This is a genomic window from Kitasatospora sp. NPDC056800 (assembly GCF_042789775.1).
In the GTDB taxonomy this organism is placed as follows: domain Bacteria; phylum Actinomycetota; class Actinomycetes; order Streptomycetales; family Streptomycetaceae; genus Kitasatospora.
This window is the reverse complement of record NZ_JBHUAL010000012.1, coordinates 43,439-67,231: the sequence shown is the minus strand read 5'-3', so window position 1 is coordinate 67,231 and position 23,793 is coordinate 43,439. Positions and strand designations below refer to the sequence as shown.

Below are 23,793 nucleotides of genomic sequence, written 5' to 3'. Positions count from 1 at the left end.
GGTCAGTCGAAGTCCGGGTCGTCGAGCTCGTCCTCCAGGAGGGCGAACAGCTCGTCGGCGGTGGCCTCCTGGAGAGCGCGCTCGTCGGCCTCGCCCGTCCCGTCCGCCCCGGTCTCGCGGACGGCGCGGAAGCGCTGGGTCAGCGCCTCCAGGCGGGCGACGATCTCCGCGCGGGTCTCGTCGTCCGACGGGGTGAGCCCGGCGGCCAGCCGCTCGAACTCGTCCAGCACGGCCGTGTGGCCGACCAGTTCCCTCCCGGTCAGCTCGGTGATCAGGAAGTCCGCCACCGCCTCCGGGGTCGGGTGGTCGAAGACCAGCGTCGACGGCACCCGCACCCCGCACGCGCTGTTCAGGCGGTTGCGGAGCTCGACGGCGGTCAGCGAGTCGAAGCCCAGCTCGCGGAACGCCCGGCTCGCCATGATCTCGTCCACCGAGTCGTGGCCGAGGACCGCGGCGGCGTGCGTCCGCACCAGCTCCACGACGGTCCGGCGCCGCTCGGCGGCCGACAGGCCCGCCAGGCGGGCGGCGAACTCGTTGCGCTGGTCGTCCTCCGGACGGCCGGAGGAGGTGTCCTCCTGGGCCTCGGGGATGGTGTCCAGCAGCGGGCGCGGGCGGGCGGCCGTGAAGACCGGAGCGAACTTCTCCCACTCGACGTCCGCCAGGGCGATGAACGTCTCGTCGTCGGCCAGGATCTCGCCGAGCGCCGTCAACGCCCGGTCGGTGTCCAGGAAGTTCATGCCCTGCCGCAGCAGCCGGTGCGGGGTGACGCGACCGGGCGCCTGGTCCATCGCCGCGTCGACCGCGTTCCAGTCGCGGGTGTTCCAGACACCCCAGGCGATCGACGTCCCGGGCAGGCCCCGGCCGCGACGGTCCTCGGCGAGGCCGTCCAGGAAGGAGTTGCCCGCCGCGTAGGCGCCGTGGTCGTTGCTGCCCCAGGTCGCCGAGATCGACGAGAACATCACGAACTCGTCGATGCCCAGGTGCGCCGTCGCCTCGTCCAGGTGGACGGCGCCGGCCGCCTTCGCGCCCAGTGCCGCCGCCAGGCCTTCGCGGCTGGTGTCCTCGAGTCGGGCCAGGTACGGCGTGTTCGCCGAGTGCAGGACGGTGGACAGGCCGGGGCCGGAGTCCTCGATCCACGCCACCATCGCCGTGACCTGCGCACGCTCCGTCAGGTCGCACGACACGACCTCGACGGCGGTACCCGCAGCCGCGACGGTGGCGGCCAGCGCCGCCACCCCGGGCGCCGCCGGACCCGAACGGGAGGTCAGAACGACCCTCGGCGTACCGTGCTCAGCAAGCCAGGGGCCGACACAGACACCGATCGAGCCCGTACCGCCGGTCAGCAGGACCGTCCCCTTCGGGCTCCAGGCCCCGGCCTTGGGCCGGTGCTCCTCTGCCCGCACCAGACGGCGCAGGAACACACCCGACGGACGCAGCGCGACCTGGTCCTCCCGGCCGTGCGCGAGCACGCCGGCCAGCCGGGCGGCCGCCTCGACGTCCACCACCGGCGGCAGGTCGACCAGACCGCCCCAGCGGTCCGCGTGCTCCAGGCCCACGGCCCGGCCCAGACCCCAGACCTGGGTCTGGATCGGACTGGTCGTCACCTCGCCGGCGGCGACCTGCACCGCGCCACGGGTCAGCACCCAGAGGGGAGCGGCGATCCCGGCCCGGCCCAGCCTCTGCACTAGGTCGAGGGTGTCGGCGCTGCCGCGCGGAACCCACCCGAACTCGGCGTCCGGCGACTCGTCCAGGGCCAGGAGGGACACCACGCCCTGGACATCCGCACCGGCACCGGCGATGGCCTCATCGAGGCCCTCGAGCGTCGTCCGCACGACCTCGGCGCCACGACCCGCCAGCCCGTCGGCCACCGCACCGGCGTCCGGCGCGTCCCCGACCAGCAGCCAGGGCCCGGACAGGACCGCCGAACCGCTGATGGCGGACGGCTGCCAGGTGATCCGGTAGCGCCAGTCGTCCACCGACAGCTTCGTACGCTCCACCGCCGGGGCCTCGGGCCAGTAGCGGCGCCGCTGGAACGCGTAGGTCGGCAGCGCGACGGTCGTACCGCCGCCGAGCACCGACACCCAATCGACGGGGGCGCCCTGGACATAGGCCTCGGCGAGCGAGGTCAGCAGGCGCTGCGCGCCGCCCTCGTCGCGTCGCAGGGTGCCTGCGACCACCGGGGAGCGCTCTTCCAGGCTGTCGGCGATCGCGGGGGTCAGCACCGGGTGCGGCGAGACCTCCAGGAACACTCCGTGGCCCGCGTCGCCGAGGATCCGCACGGCGCGGTCGAACTCCACGGTCTCGCGCAGGGACGCGTACCAGTAGTCGGGGTCCAGCTCCGGGCCCGAGAGCCAGGCGCCGGACAGCGCGGACACCATGGGGATCCGGGCCTCACTCGGCGTGATGCCCTGGAGAACCGAGAGGATCTCCTCGCGCAGCTCGTCCACATGCGCGCTGTGCGACGCATAGTCGACCGGGATCATCCGGGCGCGCGGGGACTCCCCGCAGGAGTCGGCGAGTTCGCGCAGCGCGTCCGCGTCACCGGAGACGACCGTCGCCGACGGGCCGTTCACCGCCGCGACCGACAGGCGGGAGCCGTACGGAGCGATCCGCGCGCGCACGCCGTCCACGGGCTCGGCGATCGACAGCATCCCGCCACGACCGGCCAGCACCTTCAGGGTCTTGCTCCGCAGAGCCACCACCTTGGCGGCGTCGTCCAGGGAGAGGATCCCCGCGACGGCCGCAGCGGCGATCTCACCCTGCGAGTGACCCAGCACCGCGTCCGGAGCGACACCCGCCGCCTCCCACACAGCGGCGAGCGACACCATCACCGCCCACAGCGCCGGCTGCACGACATCGGCGGCCTCAAAGCCGTGCCGGCCCGCCAGGACATCGTCCAACTGCCAGTCCACATAAGGCGCCAGAGCCGCAGCACACTCGGCCAGCCGCGCCGCGAAGACCGGCGACGACTCGGCCAACTCACGCCCCATGCCGACCCACTGGCTCCCCTGCCCCGGGAAGACGAACACCGTCCGCCCCACCCCGCCAGGAGCCACCGAACCGGTCACCACACCGGACGCCGGCTGCTTCGTCGCCACCGCCGCCAGACGCTCAGCGATCTCGCTCCGCTCGCCACCGAGCACCACGGCCCGGTGCTCCAGCGCCGCACGCGTCGTCGCGAGCGACCACGCGACGTCGCCGACCGGCAACTCCGGCCGCGCCAGCACGTGTTCACGCAGTCGACCCGCCTGCCCCGCGAGCGCCGCAGCGCTCTGGCCGGAGACCGGCCAGGCCGACGTCCCACCGGCGAGCACCGGAAGCGCCTCGGCTTCCAGCTCCTCGGCTTCGGCGTCGGGCGCCTCCTCCAGGATGAGGTGGACGTTGGTGCCGCTCACGCCGAAGGCCGACACCCCCGCACGGCGCGGCCGCTCGCCCGCCGGCCACCGCACCGCGTCCTGGAGCAGACGGACGTTGCCCGTCTCCCACTCCACGTGGGTCGACGGCTGGTCCGCGTGCAGGGTCTTCGGCAGCATACCGTTTCGCAGCGCCATCACCATCTTGATCACGCCGGTGACGCCGGCGGCGCACTGGGTGTGGCCGATGTTGGACTTCACCGATCCCAGCCACAACGGCCGGTCCTCGTAACGCTCCTGGCCGTACGTCGCCAGCAGCGCGCCCGCCTCGATCGGGTCACCGAGCGAGGTGCCGGTGCCGTGGGCCTCCACCGCGTCGACGTCGGAGGGCGACAGCTGGGCGTTGGCCAGCGCCGCGCGGATCACCCGCCGCTGCGAGGGGCCGTTGGGCGCCGCCAGACCGTTGGACGCGCCGTCCTGGTTCGCCGCGCTCCCGCGGATCACCGCCAGCACCTGGTGGCCGTTGCGCCGGGCGTCCGAGAGACGCTCCAGCAGCACCATGCCCGCGCCCTCGCCCCAGCCGATGCCGTCGGCCTCTTCCGAGAACGCCTTCGACCGGCCGCTGGAGGCCATGCCGCCCTGGCTGCCGAACTCCATGAACGCGCCGGGCGAGACCATCACCGCGACACCGCCGGCCAGCGCCATCGAGCACTCGCCCGACCGCAGGGCGAGCATCGCCTGGTGCATCGCCACCAGGGAGGACGAGCAGGCCGTGTCCACCGTGATGGCGGGGCCGGTCAGGCCCAGGCAGTACGAGATCCGGCCCGAGGCGACGGCGGACACCGTACCGATCAGCCGGTAGCCGTCCAGGCTCCGGTCGTCGGCCGGCAGGCTCGCGTCGTAGCCGGCGTGGCTCGCACCGACGAAGACGCCGGTCGCCGAGCCGTGCAGCGACTTCGGGTCGATCCCCGCGCGCTCGATCGCCTCCCAGGACGTCTCCAGCAGCAGCCGCTGCTGCGGGTCCATCGCCAGCGCCTCACGCGGACTGATCCCGAAGAACCCCGCGTCGAAGTCGGCCACGTCGTAGACGAATCCGCCCTGTCGGCGGTACGCCTGCCGCTGGCCGAAGCCCTCCTCGACGGCTTCCCAGCCTCGGTCGGTCGGGAATTCGCTGATCGTGTCGGTCCCCGCGACGAGCAGGTCCCAGAACTGGTCGGGCCCCGTCACACCGCCCGGGTACCGGCAGCCCATGCCGACGATCGCGATCGGCTCGCCGATCGCCGCGGCCACGACCTGGACCGCGCCGTCGGCCTGGGCCGTCTGGCCGCCGGTGCCGACGAGTTCGCCCCGCAGGTAGTCCGCGAGGGCGGTGGCGTTCGGGTGGTCGAAGACCATCGTGGAGGCCAGCTTGACACCGACCTCCTTGGAGAGGCGGTTCCGCAGCTCGACCGCTCCGACGGAGTCGAAGCCCAGCTCCTTGAAGGCCCGTTGCGGCAGCACGTCGTCCGCCGACTCGTGGCCGAGGACGGCCGCCGCGTGACCGCGCACCAGGTCGGTCAGGACCTGGCGCTGCTCAGCGGCCGGCATCCCGGCCAACCGGCTTGCCCACGCGCCGACTTCCTCGGTGGTGGACTCGACGGCAGCCTCGGCGGCCAGGACCGCACGGACGTCGGGCAGGTCCGCCAGCAGCCGGCTCGGCCGGTGCAGGGTGTAGGTCGGCACGAACTGCGGCCAGTCGAAGCCGGCCACCACCATCGCACCCTCGCCGGCGTCCAGGACCTGGCCCAAGGCCAGCATGCCCCGACGTCCGTCGATGCCCTCCATGCCGAACTCGCGCAACCGGTCGCCACCCGAGCCGGCCGCCATGCCGACGCCGGCCCACAGGCCCCACGCGACCGAAGAAGCCACCAGGCCACGGGAACGGCGGTCCTCCACCAACGCGTCCAGGTGCGCGTTCGCCGCCGCATAGCCAGCCAGAGCGCCGCTGCCCCACACGCCCGCGCCCGACGAGAACAGCACGAACGCGTCGAGATCCCGACCCGCCGTCAACTCGTCCAGCACCATGGCGCCGCCGACCTTCGCCGACAGCAGCCGCGACAGCTCGGCCACCGACAGCTGCTCCACCGGTGTCCGCCCGCCCGTCCCGGCCGAGTGGACCACCGACGACAGCGCCGGACCCGTCGCGTCGATACGGTCCAGGATCTCCGCCACGGAGGCGCGGTCGGCGATGTCACACGACACCACGTCGACTGCCGTCCCGCGAGCTGCGATCGAGGCCGCCAGCTCCGCCACACCGGCGGCACCCGGACCCGAACGGGACGTCAGCACGACCCGCGCCGCGCCACGATCCGCCACCCACTGGGCGGTGATCGCACCCACGCCGCTCGTGCCACCCGTCACCAGCACCGAACCGCGCGGCGACCACGCCTCACGGACGACCGGACGGCCTGCGCGCACCAACCGCCGCGCCAGCACACCGCCCGCACGCACCGCCACCTGGTCCTCATCGCCGACCAGGACGGACGCCAGCCGCGCACCCGTACGCGCGTCCACCGTTGTCGGCAGGTCGATCAGGCCGCCCCAGCGGCCCGCCAACTCCAGCGCCGCGACGGCACCCAGACCCCACAGCTGCGCCTGGACCGGCCGCACCGCATCACCCGCGACCGCACCCACCGCACCCCGCGTGACCACCCACAGCGGGGCGGACACACCGAGCCGGCCAAGCTCCTGAACCAGCGCGACCGTCGCGGCGAGACCGCCGGGAACCAGCGGGAACGCTTCCTCCGGCGACTCGTCCAGCGCCAGCAGCGAGACCACACCCCGCAGGTCGGAGTGCGCGGCCACCGCAGCGGCGACACCGTCCGGAGTCGAGCGGACGACCCGCGCACCCGGAAGGTCCAGCGCCTCCGCGACCGCAGCCGCGTCGGTGCCGTCCCCGACCAGCAGCCAGGTCCCGGCCAGGACCCCGTTGGACTCGCCCACCGGCGCCCACGACACCCGGTACCGCCAATCGGCAACCGCCGAGCCGGCCCGCTCACGGCGCCGCCAGTCGGTCAGCGCACCCAGCGCGGCATCCGCCGGGTCCACCCCGAGCAGATCGGCGAGAGCCGTGACATCACCACTCTCCACGGCGCTCCAGAAGCCCGCCTCCGCACCGGTGGCCTCGCCCACTTCGGAACGGCGGCCGTCCAAGGCGGGCCAGTAGTGGCGGTGCTGGAACGCGTAGGTCGGCAGCGCGACGGTCGTACCGCCGGCCGTCACCGCCGCCCAGTCGACGGGGGCGCCCTGGACGTACGCCTCGGCGAGCGAGGTCAACAGGCGCTGCGCGCCGCCCTCGTCGCGTCGCAGGGTACCGACCACGACCGGGGACAGCGCCTCCAGGGCGTCGCCGATCGCCGGGGTCAGCACCGGGTGCGGCGAGACCTCCAGGAACACGCCGTGTCCCGCGTCGCCGAGGATCCGTACGGCGCGGTCGAACTCCACGGTCTCGCGCAGGGACGCGTACCAGTAGTCGGGGTCCAGTTCGGGGCCGGACAGCCACGCGCCGGTCAGCGCCGACACCATGGGGATACGAGCCTCGGTCGGCGCGATGCCCTGGAGCACGGAGAGAATCTCCTCGCGCAGCTCGTCCACGTGGGCGCTGTGCGAGGCGTAGTCCACCGGGATCATCCGGGCACGCGGCGAATCCCCGCATGCCTCGGCGAGTTCGCGCAGCGCATCCGCGTCACCGGAGACCACCGTCGCCGACGGACCGTTCACCGCCGCAACCGACAACCGGGAACCGTACGGGGCGATCCGCGCCCGGACACCGTCCACCGGCTCCGCGATCGACAGCATCCCGCCACGACCCGCCAGCGCCTTCAGGGTCTTGCTCCGCAGAACGACGACCTTCGCCGCGTCCTCCAGCGACAGGATCCCGGCCACAGCGGCGGCAGCGATCTCACCCTGCGAGTGACCCACCACAGCGTCCGGAGCGACACCCGCCGCCTCCCAGACCGCAGCGAGCGACACCATCACCGCCCACAGCGCCGGCTGCACCACGTCAGCAGCCTCAAAGCCGTGCCGGCCCGCCAGAACGTCGTCCAACTGCCAATCCACATAAGGCGCCAGAGCCGCAGCACACTCGGCCAGCCGCGCCGCGAACACCGGCGAGGCCTCCGCCAGCTCGCGACCCATCCCGACCCACTGACTGCCCTGACCGGGGAAGACGAACACCGTCCGCCCCACCCCAGCGGCCGCCACCGAACCGGTCACCACGCCCGCCGCCGGCTGCCCCGTGGCCACCGCCGCAAGACCCGCCGCCAGCTCGCCCCGCTCGCCGCCCAGCACGACCGCACGCTGCTCGAACACCGATCGCGTCGTGGCCAGCGACCACGCGACGTCGCCCACCGGCAGCTCCGGCCGCGCCAGCACGTACTCGCGCAGCCGACCCGCCTGGCCCGCCAGCGCGGTCGCGCCACGACCGGAGACCGGCCAGGCCACGCCTGCCGCCCCGGTGAGTACCGGGTTCTCCTGGCCCGCCGGCCCAGCCGCCGCCTCGACGGCCGCCGGGGCCTCCTCCACGATCAGGTGGACGTTGGTGCCGCTGATGCCGAAGGCGGACACACCCGCCCGGCGCGGCCGCTCGCCCGCCGGCCACTGCACCGCGTCCTGGAGCAGACGGACGTTGCCCGTCTCCCAATCGACGTGCGAGGACGGCTCATCCGCGTGCAGGGTCTTCGGCAGCACCCCGGCCCGCAACGCCAGCACCATCTTGATCACACCGGCCACACCGGCAGCCTGCTGAGCGTGCCCGATGTTCGACTTCACCGAGCCCAGCCACAACGGCCGGTCCTCGAACCGCTCCTGGCCGTACGTCGCCAGCAGCGCACCCGCCTCGATCGGGTCACCCAGCTCCGTACCCGTCCCGTGCGCCTCGACCACGTCCACGTCCGCCGCCGACAGCTGCGCACTCGCCAACGCCGCCCGGATGACCCGCCGTTGGGCCGGGCCGTTGGGGGCGGACAGGCCGTTGGAGGCGCCGTCCTGGTTGACGGCGCTCCCCCGGAGAACGCCGAGCACCTGGTGGCCGTTGCGGCGGGCGTCCGAGAGGCGCTCCAGCACGAGCATGCCCGCGCCCTCGCCGATGCCCATGCCGTCGGCGCCCTCGCCGAAGGCCTTGCAGCGGCCGTCGGAGGCGAGCGCCCGCAGGCGCGAGAAGCCGACGAACTCGGCCGGGTCGGCGATCACCGTCACGCCGCCGGCCAGCGCCATCGAGCACTCGCCCGACCGCAGGGCCTGGCCCGCCTGGTGCAGCGCGACCAGGGAGGACGAGCATGCCGTGTCGACGGTCACCGCGGGCCCGTTCAGGCCCAGCGTGTACGACACCCGGCCGGAGAGCACGCTCAGCGCGTTCCCGGTGATCAGGTGCGCCTCGGCGCCCGGGACGGTGGCGCCCGTCGCGATGTAGCCCGACGACGCCGCACCGATGAACACGCCGGTCGCCGAGCCGTGCAGCGACTTCGGGTCGATGCCGGCCCGCTCGACCGCCTCCCAGGAGGTCTCCAGCAGCAGGCGCTGCTGCGGGTCCATGGCCATCGCCTCGCGCGGGCTGATCCCGAAGAACCCGGCGTCGAACTCCGCGGCCCCGCTGAGGAATCCGCCCTCCACGACGTAGGTCGAGCCCTCGGCGTCCGGGTCCGGGTCGAACAGCGCCTCGATGTCCCAGCCGCGATCGGCCGGGAACGCGCCGATCGCGTCCCCGCCCGCGACCAGGAGGTCCCACAACTCCTCGGGAGTCCGGACACCACCGGGGTAGCGGCAGGCCATACCGACGATCGCGATCGGATCGGTCGACACCGCCGCCGCCGTCACGGCCTGGCCCTCGTCCGCGTCCGTGCCGAACAGCGCGGCCAGGATCTCGTCCGCCAGCGCCGAGGCGCTCGGGTGGTCGAAGATCACCGTGGACGGCAGCCGCAGGCCGCACGCGGTGTTCAGGCGGTTGCGGAGCTCGACGGCGGTCAGCGAGTCGAAGCCCAGCTCCCGGAACGCCCGGCTCGCCACGATCTCGTCCACCGACTCGTGGCCCAGCACCGCGGCCGCGTGCGTCCGCACCAGTTCGGTGACCGTCCGGCGCCGCTCGGCCGCCGACAGGCCGGCCAGCTGGAGCTCGAAGTCACCACGCCCGTCCTCGTCACGACGGACCGTCGTGTCCTCCTGGGCCTCCGGAATGGTGTCCAGCAGCGGGCGAGGCCGCGCGGCCGTGAAGACCGGCGCGAACTTCTCCCACTCGACGTCCGCGAGGGCGATGAAGGTCTCGTCGTCGGCCAGGATCTCGCCGAGCGCGGTCAGCGCCCGCTGGGTGTCCAGGAAGTTCATGCCCTGCCGCAGCAGGCGGTGCGGGGTGACGCGGCCGGGCGCCTGGTCCATCGCCGCGTCGACGGCGTCCCAGTCGCGGGTGTTCCAGACGCCCCACGCGATCGAGGTCCCGGGCAGGCCGCGGGCCCGACGGTCCTCGGCAAGCCCGTCCAGGAAGGAGTTGCCGGCGGCGTAGGCGGCGTGGTCGTTGCTGCCCCAGGTCGCCGAGATCGACGAGAAGAGGACGAACTCGTCGATGCCCAGGTCGGCCGTCGCCTCGTCCAGGTGGACGGCGCCGGCCGCCTTCGCGCCGACCGCGACGGCCAGCTCCTCCCGGCTGGTGTCCTCCACCCGGGCCAGGATCGGCGCGTTGGCGGAGTGCAGGACGGTGGAGAGGCCGGGACCGGTGTTCTCGATCCACGCCACCATCGCCGTGACCTGCGCACGCTCCGTCAGGTCGCACGACACGACCTCGACGGCCGAGCCGCCGTTCGCCACGGCGGCGGCCAGCGCCGCCACGCCGTGCGCCGACGGGCCGGAGCGGGAGGTCAGAACCACCCTCGGCGCGCGGTGCTCGGCAAGCCAGGGGCCGATGCAGACGCCGATCGAGCCGGTGCCGCCGGTCAGCAGGACGGTGCCGCGCGGGGACCAGTCCTCCGACTCGACGCGACGGGCCTCGGCCCGCACCAGGCGGCGCAGGAACACACCCGACGGCCGTACGGCGACCTGGTCCTCACTGCCGTCCGCGAGGACGCCGACCAGACGAGCGGCCGCATCGGCGTCCAGCACCGGCGGCAGGTCGACCAGACCGCCCCAACGGTCCGCGTGCTCCAGGCCGACCGTACGACCGAGACCCCAGACCTGGGTCTGCACCGGGCTGGTCGTCACCTCGTCGGCGGCGACCTGCACCGCGCCACGGGTCAGCACCCAGAGGGGAGCGGTGGTCCCGGCCCGGCCCAACCTCTGGACCAGGTCGAGGGTGTCGGCGCTGCCCCGGGACAGCCACGCGAACTCGGCGTCCGGCGACTCGTCGAGCGCCAGGAGCGACACCACACCGCGCACGTCCCCGCCCGCTCCTGCGATGGCCTCGTCGAGGCCCGCGAGCGTCGTCCGCACCGCCTCGGCGCCACGCGCCGTCAGCGCCTCGGCGATCGTGGCCGCGTCGGGGGTGTCGCCGACCAGCAGCCAGGCGCCGGACAGGTCCGCCGGGCCGCTCGCGGCAGAGGGCTGCCAGGTGATGCGGTAGCGCCAGTCGTCCACCGACAGCTTCGCGCGCTCCACCGCCGGGGCCTCGGGCCAGTAGCGGCGCCGCTGGAAGGCGTAGGTCGGCAGCGCGACGGTCGTACCGCCGCCGAGCACCGACGCCCAGTCGACGGGGGCGCCCTGGACGTACGCCTCGGCGAGCGAGGTCAGCAGGCGCTGCGCGCCGCCCTCCTCGCGCCGCAAGGTGCCTGCGACCACCGGGGAACGGTCCTCCAGGCTGTCACCGATCGCCGGGGTCAGCACCGGGTGCGGCGACACCTCCAGGAACACGCCGTGGCCCGCGTCGCCGAGGATCCGCACGGCACGGTCGAACTCCACGGTCTCGCGAAGCGACGCGTACCAGTAGGCCGGGTCCAGCTCGGGGCCCGCGAGCCATGCACCGGTCAGCGCGGAGATCATCGGGACCTGCGCCTCACGAGGCCGGATCCCGTCGAGGACGGTCAGGATCTCCTCGCGCAGCTCGTCCACGTGCGCGCTGTGGGACGCGTAGTCCACCGGGATCATCCGGGCACGCGGCGAATCCCCGCATACCTCGGCGAGTTCACGCAGCGCGTCGGCGTCACCGGAAACCACCGTCGCCGACGGACCGTTCACGGCCGCGACGGACAACCTGGAACCGTACGAAGCGATCCGCGCGCGCACACCCGCCACCGGCTCGGCAATCGACAGCATCCCACCACGACCAGCAAGGGCCTTCAGGGTCTTGCTCCGCAGAGCGACGACCTTGGCGGCGTCGTCCAAGGAGAGAATCCCCGCGACGGCCGCAGCGGCAATCTCACCCTGCGAGTGACCGACCACGGCATCGGGAGCGACACCGGCCGCCTCCCACACCGCCGCGAGCGAGACCATCACCGCCCACAGCGCCGGCTGCACGACGTCAGCGGCTTCGAAACCGTGCCGACCAGCCAGAACATCGTCCAACTGCCAGTCCACATAAGGCGCCAGAGCCGCAGCGCACTCCGCCAGCCGAGCCGCGAACACCGGCGAAGACTCCGCCAGCTCACGCCCCATGCCGACCCACTGACTGCCCTGGCCGGGGAAGACGAACACCGTCCGCCCCACCCCGGCGGCCGCCACCGACCCCGTGACCACACCCGCCGCCGGCTGCCCGGTGGCGACAGCCGTCAGCCCCGCCGCCAGCTCATCCCGGTCCGCGCCGAGCACGACCGCCCGGTGCTCCAGTGCCGCACGCGTCGTCGCGAGCGACCACGCCACATCGCGGACCGACAACTCCGGCCGCTCCGCGACGTGTTCACGCAGCCGACCCGCCTGACCGGCCAGCGCCGCCACGCTGCGACCGGAGACCGGCCAGGCTACACCCGCCGCCCCGGTGAGCACCGGGCTCTCCTGGCCCGCCGGCTCAGCCGCCGCCTCGACGGCCGCCGGGGCCTCCTCCACGATCAGGTGGACGTTCGTCCCGCTCACACCGAACGCCGACACACCCGCCCGACGCGGCCGCTCGCCCGCCGGCCACGCCACCGGTTCCTGGAGCAGCCGCACGTTCCCGGACGTCCAGTCCACGTGCGAGGACGGCTCCTCGGCGAACAGCGTCCTCGGCAGCACCTCGTGCCGCAGCGCCATCACCATCTTGATCACACCCGCCACACCGGCCGCGCACTGCGAGTGCCCGATGTTGGACTTCACCGACCCCAGCCACAACGGCCGCTCCTCGTAACGCTCCTGGCCGTACGTCGCCAGCAGCGCGCCCGCCTCGATCGGGTCGCCCAGCGTCGTACCCGTGCCGTGGGCCTCCACCGCGTCCACGTCGGAGGGCGACAGCTGCGCGTTGGCCAGCGCCGCGCGGATCACCCGCCGCTGCGAGGGACCGTTCGGCGCGGACAGGCCGTTCGACGCACCGTCCTGGTTGGCCGCACTGCCACGGATCACCGCCAGTACCTGGTGCCCGTTGCGCCGGGCGTCGGACAGGCGCTCCAACAGCACCATGCCCGCGCCCTCGCCCCAGCCGATCCCGTCGGCCTCCTCCGAGAACGCCTTCGACCGGCCGCTGGACGCCATACCGCCCTGACGCCCGAACTCCATGAACGCACCCGGCGACACCATCACCGCGACACCGCCGGCCAGCGCCATCGAGCACTCACCGGCCCGCAGCGCCAGGATCGCCTGGTGCATCGCCACCAGCGAGGACGAGCAGGCCGTGTCCACCGTCACCGCCGGACCGGTCAGACCCAGGCAGTACGAGATCCGGCCCGACGCCACGGACGACACCGTACCGATCAGCCGGTAGCCGTCCAGGCTGGCGTCCTCGACGGGCAGGCTGGCCTCGTAACCGGCGTGGCTCGCACCGACGAAGACGCCGGTCGCCGAGCCGTGCAGCGACCGCGGGTCGATCCCCGCGCGCTCGATCGCCTCCCACGAGGTCTCCAGCAGCAGCCGCTGCTGCGGGTCCATCGCCAGCGCCTCACGCGGACTGATCCCGAAGAACCCCGCGTCGAAGTCGGCCACGTCGTAGACGAATCCGCCCTGCCGGCGGTATCCGCCCTGGTTGTCGAACGCCTCCCAGCCGCGGTCGGACGGGAACCCGCCCACCGCGTCGACACCGTCGGCCACCAGGTTCCAGAACTCCTCGGGACCGACCGCCCCGCCCGGGTACCGGCACCCCATGCCCACGATCGCGATCGGCTCGCGGGCGCCGGACTCCAGCTCCTTGACCCGCTCACGGGTTTCGAAGTGCTCGGCGGCCAGCTTCCTCAAAGCGTCGAGCAGCTGCTTCTCATCGGCCATCGTGGGTCCTCCTCGACGTCGTCTTGATCTGAGCACCGGAGATCATCACGACGCCCCCAGTTCCTTGTTGATGAAGTCCAGAACCTCGTCGGCCGAGGCTTCGTTGAGCTGTCCGGCCACGGTCTGCCGGGTGGCGGCGGCGCCACCGTCCTCCGCGCCAGCGCCGGGGGCGCCGCGCCGCATCCACCGGGACAGCAGGGTCTGCATGCGCTCGGTGATGTCCTGGCGCGCGTCGGCTCCCCCGTCGACGGAGTCCAGTTCGGCGGCCAGCCGCTCCAGGGTCTCCAGCACCGGATCGCCGTCGTCCGCTCCGCCGGTGCCGACCAGCTCACCTCGTACGTAGTCCGCGAGGGCGGTGGCGTTCGGGTGGTCGAAGACCATCGTGGAGGCCAGCTTGACACCGACCTCCTTGGAGAGGCGGTTCCGCAGCTCGACGGCTCCGACGGAGTCGAAGCCCAGCTCCTTGAACGCGCGTTGCGGCAGCACGTCGTCCGCCGAGTCATGGCCGAGGACCGCGGCCGCGTGGCCCCGGACCAGGTCGGTCAGGACCTGGCGCTGCTCAGCGACCGGCATCCCGGCCAACCGGCTTGCCCACGCGCCGACTTCCTCGGTCGTCGTGGCGACGGCGGCCTCGGCGGCCAGGACCGCACGGACCTCGGGCAGGTCCGCCAGCAGACGGCTCGGCCGGTAGAGGGTATAGGTCGGCACGAACTGCGGCCAGTCGAAGCCGGCCACCACCATCGCACCCTCACCGGCGTCCAGGACCTGGCCCAGCGCCAGCATGCCCCGACGCCCGTCGATGCCCTCCATACCGAACTCACGCAACCGCTCGCCACCCGAGCCGGCCGCCATGCCGACGCCGGCCCACAGGCCCCACGCGACCGAAGAAGCCACCAGACCACGAGAGCGGCGGTCCTCCACCAACGCGTCCAGGTGCGCGTTCGCCGCCGCATAGCCAGCCAGAGCGCCGCTGCCCCACACACCCGCGCCCGACGAGAACAGCACGAACGCGTCGAGATCCCGACCCGCCGTCAACTCGTCCAGCACCATGGCGCCGCCGACCTTCGCCGACAGCAGTCGCGACAGCTCGGCCACCGACAGCTGCTCCACCGGTGTCCGCCCGCCCGTCCCGGCCGAGTGGACCACCGACGACAGCGCCGGACCCGTCGCATCGATACGGTCCAGGACCTCCGCCACGGAGGCGCGGTCGGCGACGTCGCACGCCACCACGTCGACTGCCGTCCCGCTAGCCGCGATCGAGGCCGCCAGCTCCGCCACACCGGCGGCACCCGGACCCGAACGGGACGTCAGCACGACCCGCGCCGCGCCACGATCCGCCACCCACTGGGCGGTGATCGCACCCACGCCACTCGTACCGCCCGTCACCAGCACGGAGCCACGCGGCGACCACGCCTCACGCACGACCGGACGGCCGGCACGCACCAACCGCCGCGCCACCACCCCGCCCGCACGCACCGCCACCTGGTCCTCATCCCCGACCAGGACGGACGCCAGCCGCGCACCCGTACGCGCATCCACGACAGCCGGCAAGTCGATCAGCCCGCCCCAGCGGCCCGCCAACTCCAGCGCCGCGACAGCGCCCAGACCCCAGACCTGCGCCTGGACCGGCCGCACCGCATCACCCGCGACGGCCCGCACCGCACCCTGCGTGACCACCCACAGCGGAGCGGACACACCGAGCCGCCCAAGCTCCTGGACCAGCGCGAGCGTGTCAGCACCACCACGCGACACCCACGGACCCGCCTCCTCCGGCGACTCGTCCAGCGCCAGCAGCGACACCACACCCCGCAGATCACCGAGCGCGGACACGGTCTGACCGATCCGGTCAGGACGATCCGCAGTGACGACATCGGCACCGTGATCCGCCAACGCCTGCGCCACGACGCCCGCATCGTTGCCGTCCCCGACCAGCAGCCACGTCCCGGTCAACACCCCGCCGGACTCGCCCACCGGCGCCCACGACACCCGGTACCGCCAGTCCGCGACCGCCGACCCGGCCAGGCCACGGCGCCGATAATCGGCCAGCGCCGGCAACACCTCACCCAGCCGGTCACCGTCGATGTTCAACGCCGCCGCAAGGCCGTCGGCGTCCCCGCCCTCGACCGCCGCCCAGAACTCGGCGTCGACGACGGAGCCCTCGGCAACCTCGGCCACCGCCTCGGGCCAGTAGTGACGGTGCTGGAACGCGTACGTCGGCAGATCCACCGTCGAACCACCGCCCAGGAGCCCGGCCCAGTCGACGGGGAGCCCCCGCACATAGGCCTCGGCGAGCGAGGTCAGCAACCGCTGCGCGCCGCCCTCGTCGCGCCGCAGGGTGCCCACGACGACCGGGGAGCGATCCTCCAGGGCGTCGCCGATCGCCGGGGTCAGCACCGGATGCGGCGAGACCTCCAGGAACACGCCGTGGCCCGCGTCGCCGAGAATCCGCACGGCGCGGTCGAACTCCACGGTCTCGCGGAGCGACGCGTACCAGTACGCCGGGTCCAGCTCGGAGCCCGACAGCCACTCGCCCGTCAGCGCGGAAACCATGGGGATCCGGGCCTCACTCGGAGCGATGCCCTGGAGAACCGAGAGGATCTCCTCGCGCAGCTCGTCCACGTGGGCGCTGTGGGACGCGTAGTCCACCGGGATCATCCGGGCGCGCGGCGAATCCCCACAGGCGTCCGCCAGTTCACGCAGCGCATCGGCGTCACCGGAAACCACCGTCGCCGACGGACCGTTCACCGCCGCGACCGACAGGCGAGAGCCGTACGACGCGATCCGCGCGCGGACACCGTCCACCGGCTCCGCGATCGACAGCATCCCGCCACGACCGGCCAGCACCTTCAGGGTCTTGCTCCGCAGAGCCACCACCTTGGCGGCGTCCTCCAGGGAGAGAATCCCCGCGACGGCGGCAGCGGCGATCTCACCCTGCGAGTGACCCAGCACAGCGTCTGGAGCGACGCCCGCCGCCTGCCACACGGCCGCGAGCGAGACCATCACAGCCCACAGCGCCGGCTGCACGACGTCAGCGGCCTCGAAACCGTGCCGACCAGCCAGCACATCGTCCAACTGCCAATCCACGTAAGGCGCGAGAGCCTCGGCACACTCCGCCAACCTCGCGGCGAAGACAGGGGACGACTCGGCCAGCTCGCGACCCATGCCGACCCACTGGCTCCCCTGGCCGGGGAAGACGAACACCGTCCGGTCCACCCCCGTGGCAGCCACCGACCCGGTCACCACACCCGCCGTCGGCTGCCCCGTGGCCACCGCCGCGAGACCCGCCGCGAGCTCGACCCGCTCGCCGCCGAGCACGACGGCCCGGTGCTCCAGCGCCGCACGCGTCGTCGCGAGCGACCACGCCACATCGCCGACCGACAACTCCCGCCGCGCCAGCACGTGTTCACGCAGCCGACCGGCCTGACCGGACAGCGCGGTCGCGCTGCGACCGGACACCACCCACGCCTGGACCCCGCTCTCCACCGCCGGGGCGGGAGCCGGGTCGCTCGCGTCGATCGCGGCCGGGGCCTCTTCGATGATCACGTGCGCGTTGGTGCCGCTGATGCCGAAGGCCGACACACCCGCCCGGCGCGGCCGCTCGCCCGCCGGCCACTGCACCGCGTCCTGGAGCAGCCGGACGTTGCCCGTCTCCCAATCGACGTGCGAAGAAGGCTCGTCCGCGTGCAGGGTCTTCGGCAGTACACCGGCCCGCAGTGCCAGCACCATCTTGATCACACCGGCCACACCCGCGGCCTGCTGGGCGTGCCCGATGTTGGACTTCACCGACCCCAGCCACAACGGCCGGTCCTCGAACCGCTCCTGGCCGTACGTCGCCAGCAGCGCACCGGCCTCGATCGGGTCACCCAGCTCCGTACCCGTCCCGTGCGCCTCGACCACGTCCACATCCGCCGCCGAGATCCGGGCGTTGGCCAACGCCGCCCGGATGACCCGCCGTTGAGCAGGACCGTTCGGCGCCGTGAGACCGTTCGACGCGCCGTCCTGGTTGATCGCGCAGCCGCGCACCAGGCCCAGGACCCGACGGCCCTTGCGCTGCGCCTCGGAGAGCCGCTCCAGCACGAGCATGCCGGCGCCCTCGCCGATGCCCATGCCGTCCGCGCCCTCGCCGAAGGCCTTGCAGCGGCCGTCGGAGGCGAGCGCCCGCAGGCGCGAGAAGCCGACGAACTCGCCGGGGTCGGCCATCACCGTCACACCGCCGGCGAGGGCGACGTCGCACTCGCCCGACCGCAGCGCCTGCACCGCCTGGTGCAGCGCGACCAGGGACGAGGAGCACGCCGTGTCGACCGTCACCGCCGGGCCCACCAGGCCCAGGGAGTACGAGATCCGGCCGGAGAGCACGCTCAGCGCGTTGCCGGTGATCAGGTGGGCCTGGGCTCCCGCCTCGCCGCTCGCGGCGCCGATGTAGCCGGAGGAAGCCGCGCCGACGAAGACGCCGGTCGCGGAGCCGTGCAGCGACTTCGGGTCGATGCCGGCCCGCTCGACGGCCTCCCAGGAGGTCTCCAGCAGGAGCCGCTGCTGCGGGTCCATGGCGAGGGCCTCGCGCGGGCTGATGCCGAAGAACCCGGCGTCGAACTCCGCGGCCCCGCTGAGGAATCCGCCCTCGACCACGTAGGTCGAGCCCTCGGCGTCCGGGTCCGGGTCGAAGAGCGCGTCGACGTCCCAGCCGCGGTCGGCCGGGAAGGCGCCGATCGCGTCCCCGCCCGCCGCCAGGAGGTCCCACAGCTCCTCGGGCGTCCGGACACCGCCCGGGTAACGGCAGGCCATACCGACGATCGCGATCGGATCGGTCGACACCGCCACCGCCGCCGTCACGGTCTGGCCCTCGTCCGCGTCCGTGCCGAACAGTGCGGCCAGGATCTCGTCCGCCAGCGCCGACGCGCTCGGGTGGTCGAAGATCACCGTGGACGGCAGCCGGACGCCCACGGCCGCGTTGAGACGGTTGCGGAGCTCGACGGCGGTCAGCGAGTCGAAGCCCAGCTCCCGGAACGCCCGGCTGGCGACGATCTCGTCCACGGAGTCGTGGCCCAGCACCGCGGCGGCCTGGGCCCGGACCAGTTCCACGACGGTCCGGCGCCGCTCGGCCACCGACAGGCCCGCCAGGCGCGCGGCGAACTCGCCGCGCTGCTCGTCGACCGTACGAGGGGCGGTGTCCTCCTGGGCCTCGGGGATGGTGTCCAGCAGCGGGCGCGGGCGGGCGGCCGTGAAGACCGGTGCGAACTTCTCCCACTCGACGTCCGCGACCGCGATGAAGGTCTCGTCGTCCGCGAGGACCTCGGCGAGCGCGGTCAGCGCCCGCTGGGTGTCGAGGAAGTTCATGCCCTGCCGCAGCAGCCGGTGCGGGGTGACGCGACCGGGCGCCTGGTCCATCGCCGCGTCCACGGCGTCCCAGTCGCGGGTGTTCCAGACACCCCACGCGATCGAGGTCCCGGGCAGGCCACGGGCCCGACGGTCCTCGGCGAGCCCGTCCAGGAAGGAGTTGCCCGCCGCGTACGCGGCGTGGTCGTTGCTGCCCCAGGTCGCCGAGATCGACGAGAACATCACGAACTCGTCGATGCCCAGGTCCGCCGTCGCCTCGTCCAGGTGGACGGCGCCGGCCGCCTTCGCGCCGACCGCCAGGGCGAGCCCGTCGCGGTCGGTGTCCTCCAGCCGTGCGAGGAACGGGGTGTTCGCCGAGTGCAGGACGGTAGACAAGCCGGGGCCGGAGGCCTCGATCCACGTCACCATGCCGGTCACCTGCTCGCGCACCGACAGGTCGCACGACACGACCTCGACGGCCGAACCAGCCTGCGCCAGCGTGGCCGCGAGCGCCGCCACGCCGTGCGCCGACGGGCCGGAGCGGGAGGTCAGAACGACCCTCGGCGCACCGTGTTCCGCAAGCCACGGACCGAGGACGACGCCGATCGCACCCGAGCCGCCGGTCAGCAGGACGGTGCCGCGCGGCGACCAGTCCTCCGACTCCACGCGCCGGGCCTCAGCGCGTACCAGCCGGCGCAGGAAGACACCCGACGGCCGCACCGCAACCTGGTCCTCGCTGCCGTCGGCGAACACGCCGACCAGACGAGCGGCCGCATCGGCGTCCACCACCGGCGGCAGGTCGACCAGACCGCCCCAGCGGTCCGCGTGCTCCAGGCCGACCGTGCGGCCGAGACCCCAGACCTGGGTCTGTACCGGGCTCGTCGTCACCTCGTCCGGGCCGACGGCCACCGCGCCGCGGGTCAGCACCCACAGCGGAGCCGTGACCCCGGCCCGGCCCAACGCCTGCACCAGCTCGACGGTCTCCGCCAGCCCGCGCTGAACCAACGGGTGCTCGGCGAGCGGCGTCTCGTCCAGGGCCAGCAGCGACACCACACCGGCCACGCCCTCGGCCGGCACCGCGCCAAGCTGCTCCGGGCCGGCGGCCGTCACGACCTCGGCACCCTGACCGGCCAGCGCCTCGGCGACCGTCGCCGCGTCGGGGGCGTCGCCGACGACCAGCCAGGTGCCGGACAGGTCCGCCGGGCCGCTCGCGGCGGACGGCTGCCAGGTGATGCGGTAGCGCCAGTCGTCCACCGACAGCTTGGCGCGCTCCACCGCCGGGGCCTCGGGCCAGTAGCGGCGCCGCTGGAAGGCGTAGGTCGGCAGTGCGACGGTCGTCCCGTCGCCGAGCACCGCCGCCCAGTCGACGGGGGCGCCCTGGACGTAGGCCTCGGCGAGCGAGGTCAGCAGGCGCTGCGCGCCGCCCTCGTCGCGCCGCAGGGTGCCTGCGACCACCGGGGAGCGCTCCTCCAGGCTGTCGGCGATCGCCGGGGTCAGCACCGGGTGCGGGGACACCTCCAGGAACACTCCGTGGCCCGCGTCGCCGAGGATCCGCACGGCGCGGTCGAACTCCACGGTCTCGCGGAGGGACGCGTACCAGTAGGCGGGGTCCAGCTCCGGGCCGGACAGCCACGCACCGGTCAGCGCCGACACCATGGGGATACGAGCCTCGGTCGGCGTGATGCCCTGGAGGACGGCGAGGATCTCCTCGCGCAGCTCGTCCACATGGGCGCTGTGCGAGGCGTAATCGACCGGAATCATCCGGGCACGTGGCGAATCCCCACAGGCGTCCGCCAGTTCACGCAGCGCGTCCGCGTCACCGGAAACCACCGTCGCCGACGGACCATTCACCGCCGCAACCGACAGGCGGGAACCGTACGGAGCGATCCTCGCCCGGACGCCCTCCACCGGCTCGGCGATCGACAGCATCCCGCCACGACCAGCCAGCGCCTTCAGGGTCTTGCTCCGCAGAGCGACAACCTTGGCAGCGTCGTCCAGGGAGAGAATCCCGGCGACAGCGGCCGCCGCGATCTCACCCTGCGAGTGACCGACCACAGCGTCCGGTGCGACGCCCGCCGCCTCCCAGACGGCGGCGAGCGAGACCATCACGGCCCACAGCGCCGGCTGCACCACATCGGCGGCCTCGAAGCCGTGCCGGCCCGCCAGAACGTCGTCCAACTGCCAGTCCACGTACGGCGCGAGAGCCTCGGCGCACTCCGCCAGCTTGGCCGCGAACACCGGGGACGACTCGGCCAACTCGCGCCCCATCCCGACCCACTGGCTCCCCTGCCCCGGGAAGACGAACACCGTCCGCCCCACACCGGCGGCCGCCACCGACCCCGTGACCACACCCGCCGCCGGCTGCCCGGTGGCGACGGCCGTCAGCCCCGCCGCCAGTTCATCCCGGTCCGCGCCGAGCACGACGGCCCGGCGCTCCAGCGCCGCACGCGTCATCGCGAGCGACCACGCGACATCGCCAACCGACAACTCCGGCCGCTCCGCGACGTGTTCACGCAGTCGGCCCGCCTGACCGGCGAGCGCCGCAGCGCTCTGACCGGAGACCGGCCAGGCCGACGCCCCACCGGCGAACACCGGAAGCACCCGGGCCTCCCGCGCCTCGGGTTCGACGGCCGCCGGGGCCTCCTCCACGATCAGGTGGACGTTCGTCCCGCTCACACCGAACGCCGACACACCCGCCCGACGCGGCCGCTCGCCCGCCGGCCACGCCACCGGTTCCTGGAGCAGCCGCACGTTCCCGGACGTCCAGTCCACGTGCGAGGACGGCTCCTCGGCGAACAGCGTCCTCGGCAGCACCTCGTGCCGCAGCGCCATCACCATCTTGATCACACCGGCCACACCGGCCGCGCACTGCGAGTGCCCGATGTTGGACTTCACCGACCCCAGCCAGAGCGGCCGGTCGGCGGCGCGGTCCTCGGCCTGCCCGTAGGTGGCCAGCAGCGCCTGCGCCTCGATCGGGTCGCCCAGCGTCGTGCCCGTCCCGTGCGCCTCGACCACGTCCACGTCCGCCGCCGACAGCTGCGCGTTCGCCAGCGCCGCACGGATCACCCGCCGCTGCGAAGGCCCGTTCGGCGCCGCCAGACCGTTCGACGCGCCGTCCTGGTTGGCCGCGCTCCCACGGATCACCGCCAGCACCTGGTGCCCGTTGCGCCGGGCGTCCGACAGGCGCTCCAGCAGCACCATGCCCGCACCCTCACCCCAGCCGATCCCGTCGGCCTCCTCCGAGAACGCCTTCGACCGGCCACTGGACGCCATACCGCCCTGACGCCCGAACTCCATGAACGCACCCGGCGACACCATCACCGCCACGCCACCGGCCAGCGCCATCGAGCACTCGCCGGCCCGCAGCGCCAGGATCGCCTGGTGCATCGCCACCAGCGACGACGAGCACGCCGTGTCCACCGTCACCGCCGGACCGGTCAGACCCAGGCAGTACGAGATCCGGCCCGAGGCGACCGCCGACACCGCGCCGATCAGCCGGTAGCCGTCCAGGCTCTCGTCCTCGACGGGCAGCACCGAGCTGTACCCCGACGTGTTCGCTCCGATGAACACACCGGTCATCGACCCGTGCAGCGACTTCGGGTCGATCCCGCCGTGCTCGATCGCCTCCCAGGAGGTCTCCAGCAGCAGCCGCTGCTGCGGATCCATGGCCAGCGCCTCGCGCGGGCTGATTCCGAAGAACCCCGCGTCGAACTCGGTCGCGTCGTAGACGAATCCGCCCTGTCGCCGGTACGTCTGCCCTCGGCCGAACGCCTCCTCGAAGGCCTCCCAGCCGCGATCGGCGGGGAAGGCGCCCACCGCGTCGACACCGCCGGCCACCAGGTCCCAGAACTCCTCGGGACCCGTCACACCGCCCGGGAACCGGCAGCCCGCACCCACGATCGCGATCGGCTCGCTCGACGCCGCAAGGAGCGCGCTGTTCTGCTGCCGGAGCCGCTCGGCTTCCTTGAGGGAGGTGCGAAGTGCTTCGACGAGCCTGTCGTTGGTCGTTTCCATGATCATGTGCTCCGAATCAACGAGGGCGTCAGGAGTCTTTGCCATCGAGGGCTATGCGAATGAGGTCTTCGGCGTCCATGCCGTCGATGGACTCCGTGTCCGTCCGACTGTCCGCGCCGTTGTCCTGGGCCGGGTCGGCGAGTTGCAGCAGCAGGTCCAGCAGGCCAGCCTGCCGGATGCGGGCCAGCGGGATCGCCGAGATGGCCTCCCTGAGGGCCGGCTCGTCGGCGTCACCCTCCGGAGCGGCCTGCTCCGGCATGAACTCGCGCAGGATCTGCTCCGCGAGGGCGGTGGCGTTCGGGTGGTCGAAGACCATCGTGGAGGGCAGTCGGATACCGAGCGCCTTCGAGAGGCGGTTCCGCAGCTCGACCGCTCCGACGGAGTCGAAGCCCAGCTCCTTGAAGGCGCGTTGCGGCAGCACGTCGTCCGCCGAGTCGTAGCCGAGGACGGCGGCCGCGTGACCGCGCACCAGGTCGGTCAGGACCTGGCGCTGTTCAGCGGCCGGCATTCCGGCCAACCGGCCCGCCCACTCGCTGACTTCCTCGGTCGTGGTGGTACCGGCCTCGGCGGCCAGGGCCTCCCGAACCTCGGGGAGGTCCGCCAGCAGACGGCTGGCCCGGTGAAGGGTATAAGTCGGCACGAACTGCGGCCAGTCGAAGCCGGCCACCACCATCGCGCCCTCGCCCGCGTCCAGGACCTGGCCCAAGGCCAGCATGCCCCGGCGTCCGTCGATGCCCTCCATGCCGAACTCACGCAACCGCTCACCACCGGA

General features: G+C 73.4%; 3 protein-coding genes (1 of these 3 running past the window's edge). All 3 read right to left on the bottom strand.

The genetic code is table 11. From position 1 onward, the window contains the following. Nucleotides 1–2 precede the first annotated feature (2 nt). Nucleotides 3–13,580: a type I polyketide synthase gene (locus ACFRQN_RS04790; protein WP_380738261.1), complete on the bottom strand. Its 13,578-nt coding sequence runs from the start codon at nucleotides 13,578–13,580 to the stop codon at nucleotides 3–5. Nucleotides 13,581–13,739: 159 nt separating this feature from the next. Continuing rightward, nucleotides 13,740–23,021 (bottom strand): type I polyketide synthase, encoded by a 9,282-nt coding sequence (locus ACFRQN_RS04785; protein ID WP_380738249.1) that lies wholly within the window; start codon nucleotides 23,019–23,021, stop codon nucleotides 13,740–13,742. Nucleotides 23,022–23,049: 28 nt separating this feature from the next. Continuing rightward, nucleotides 23,050–23,793, bottom strand: partial view of a type I polyketide synthase gene (locus ACFRQN_RS04780; RefSeq protein WP_380738259.1) — the 3' end only. Its footprint extends 17,532 nt past the window's final position; the window shows 744 of its 18,276 coding nt (coding positions 17,533–18,276); the start codon falls outside the window, past its right edge; the stop codon is at nucleotides 23,050–23,052.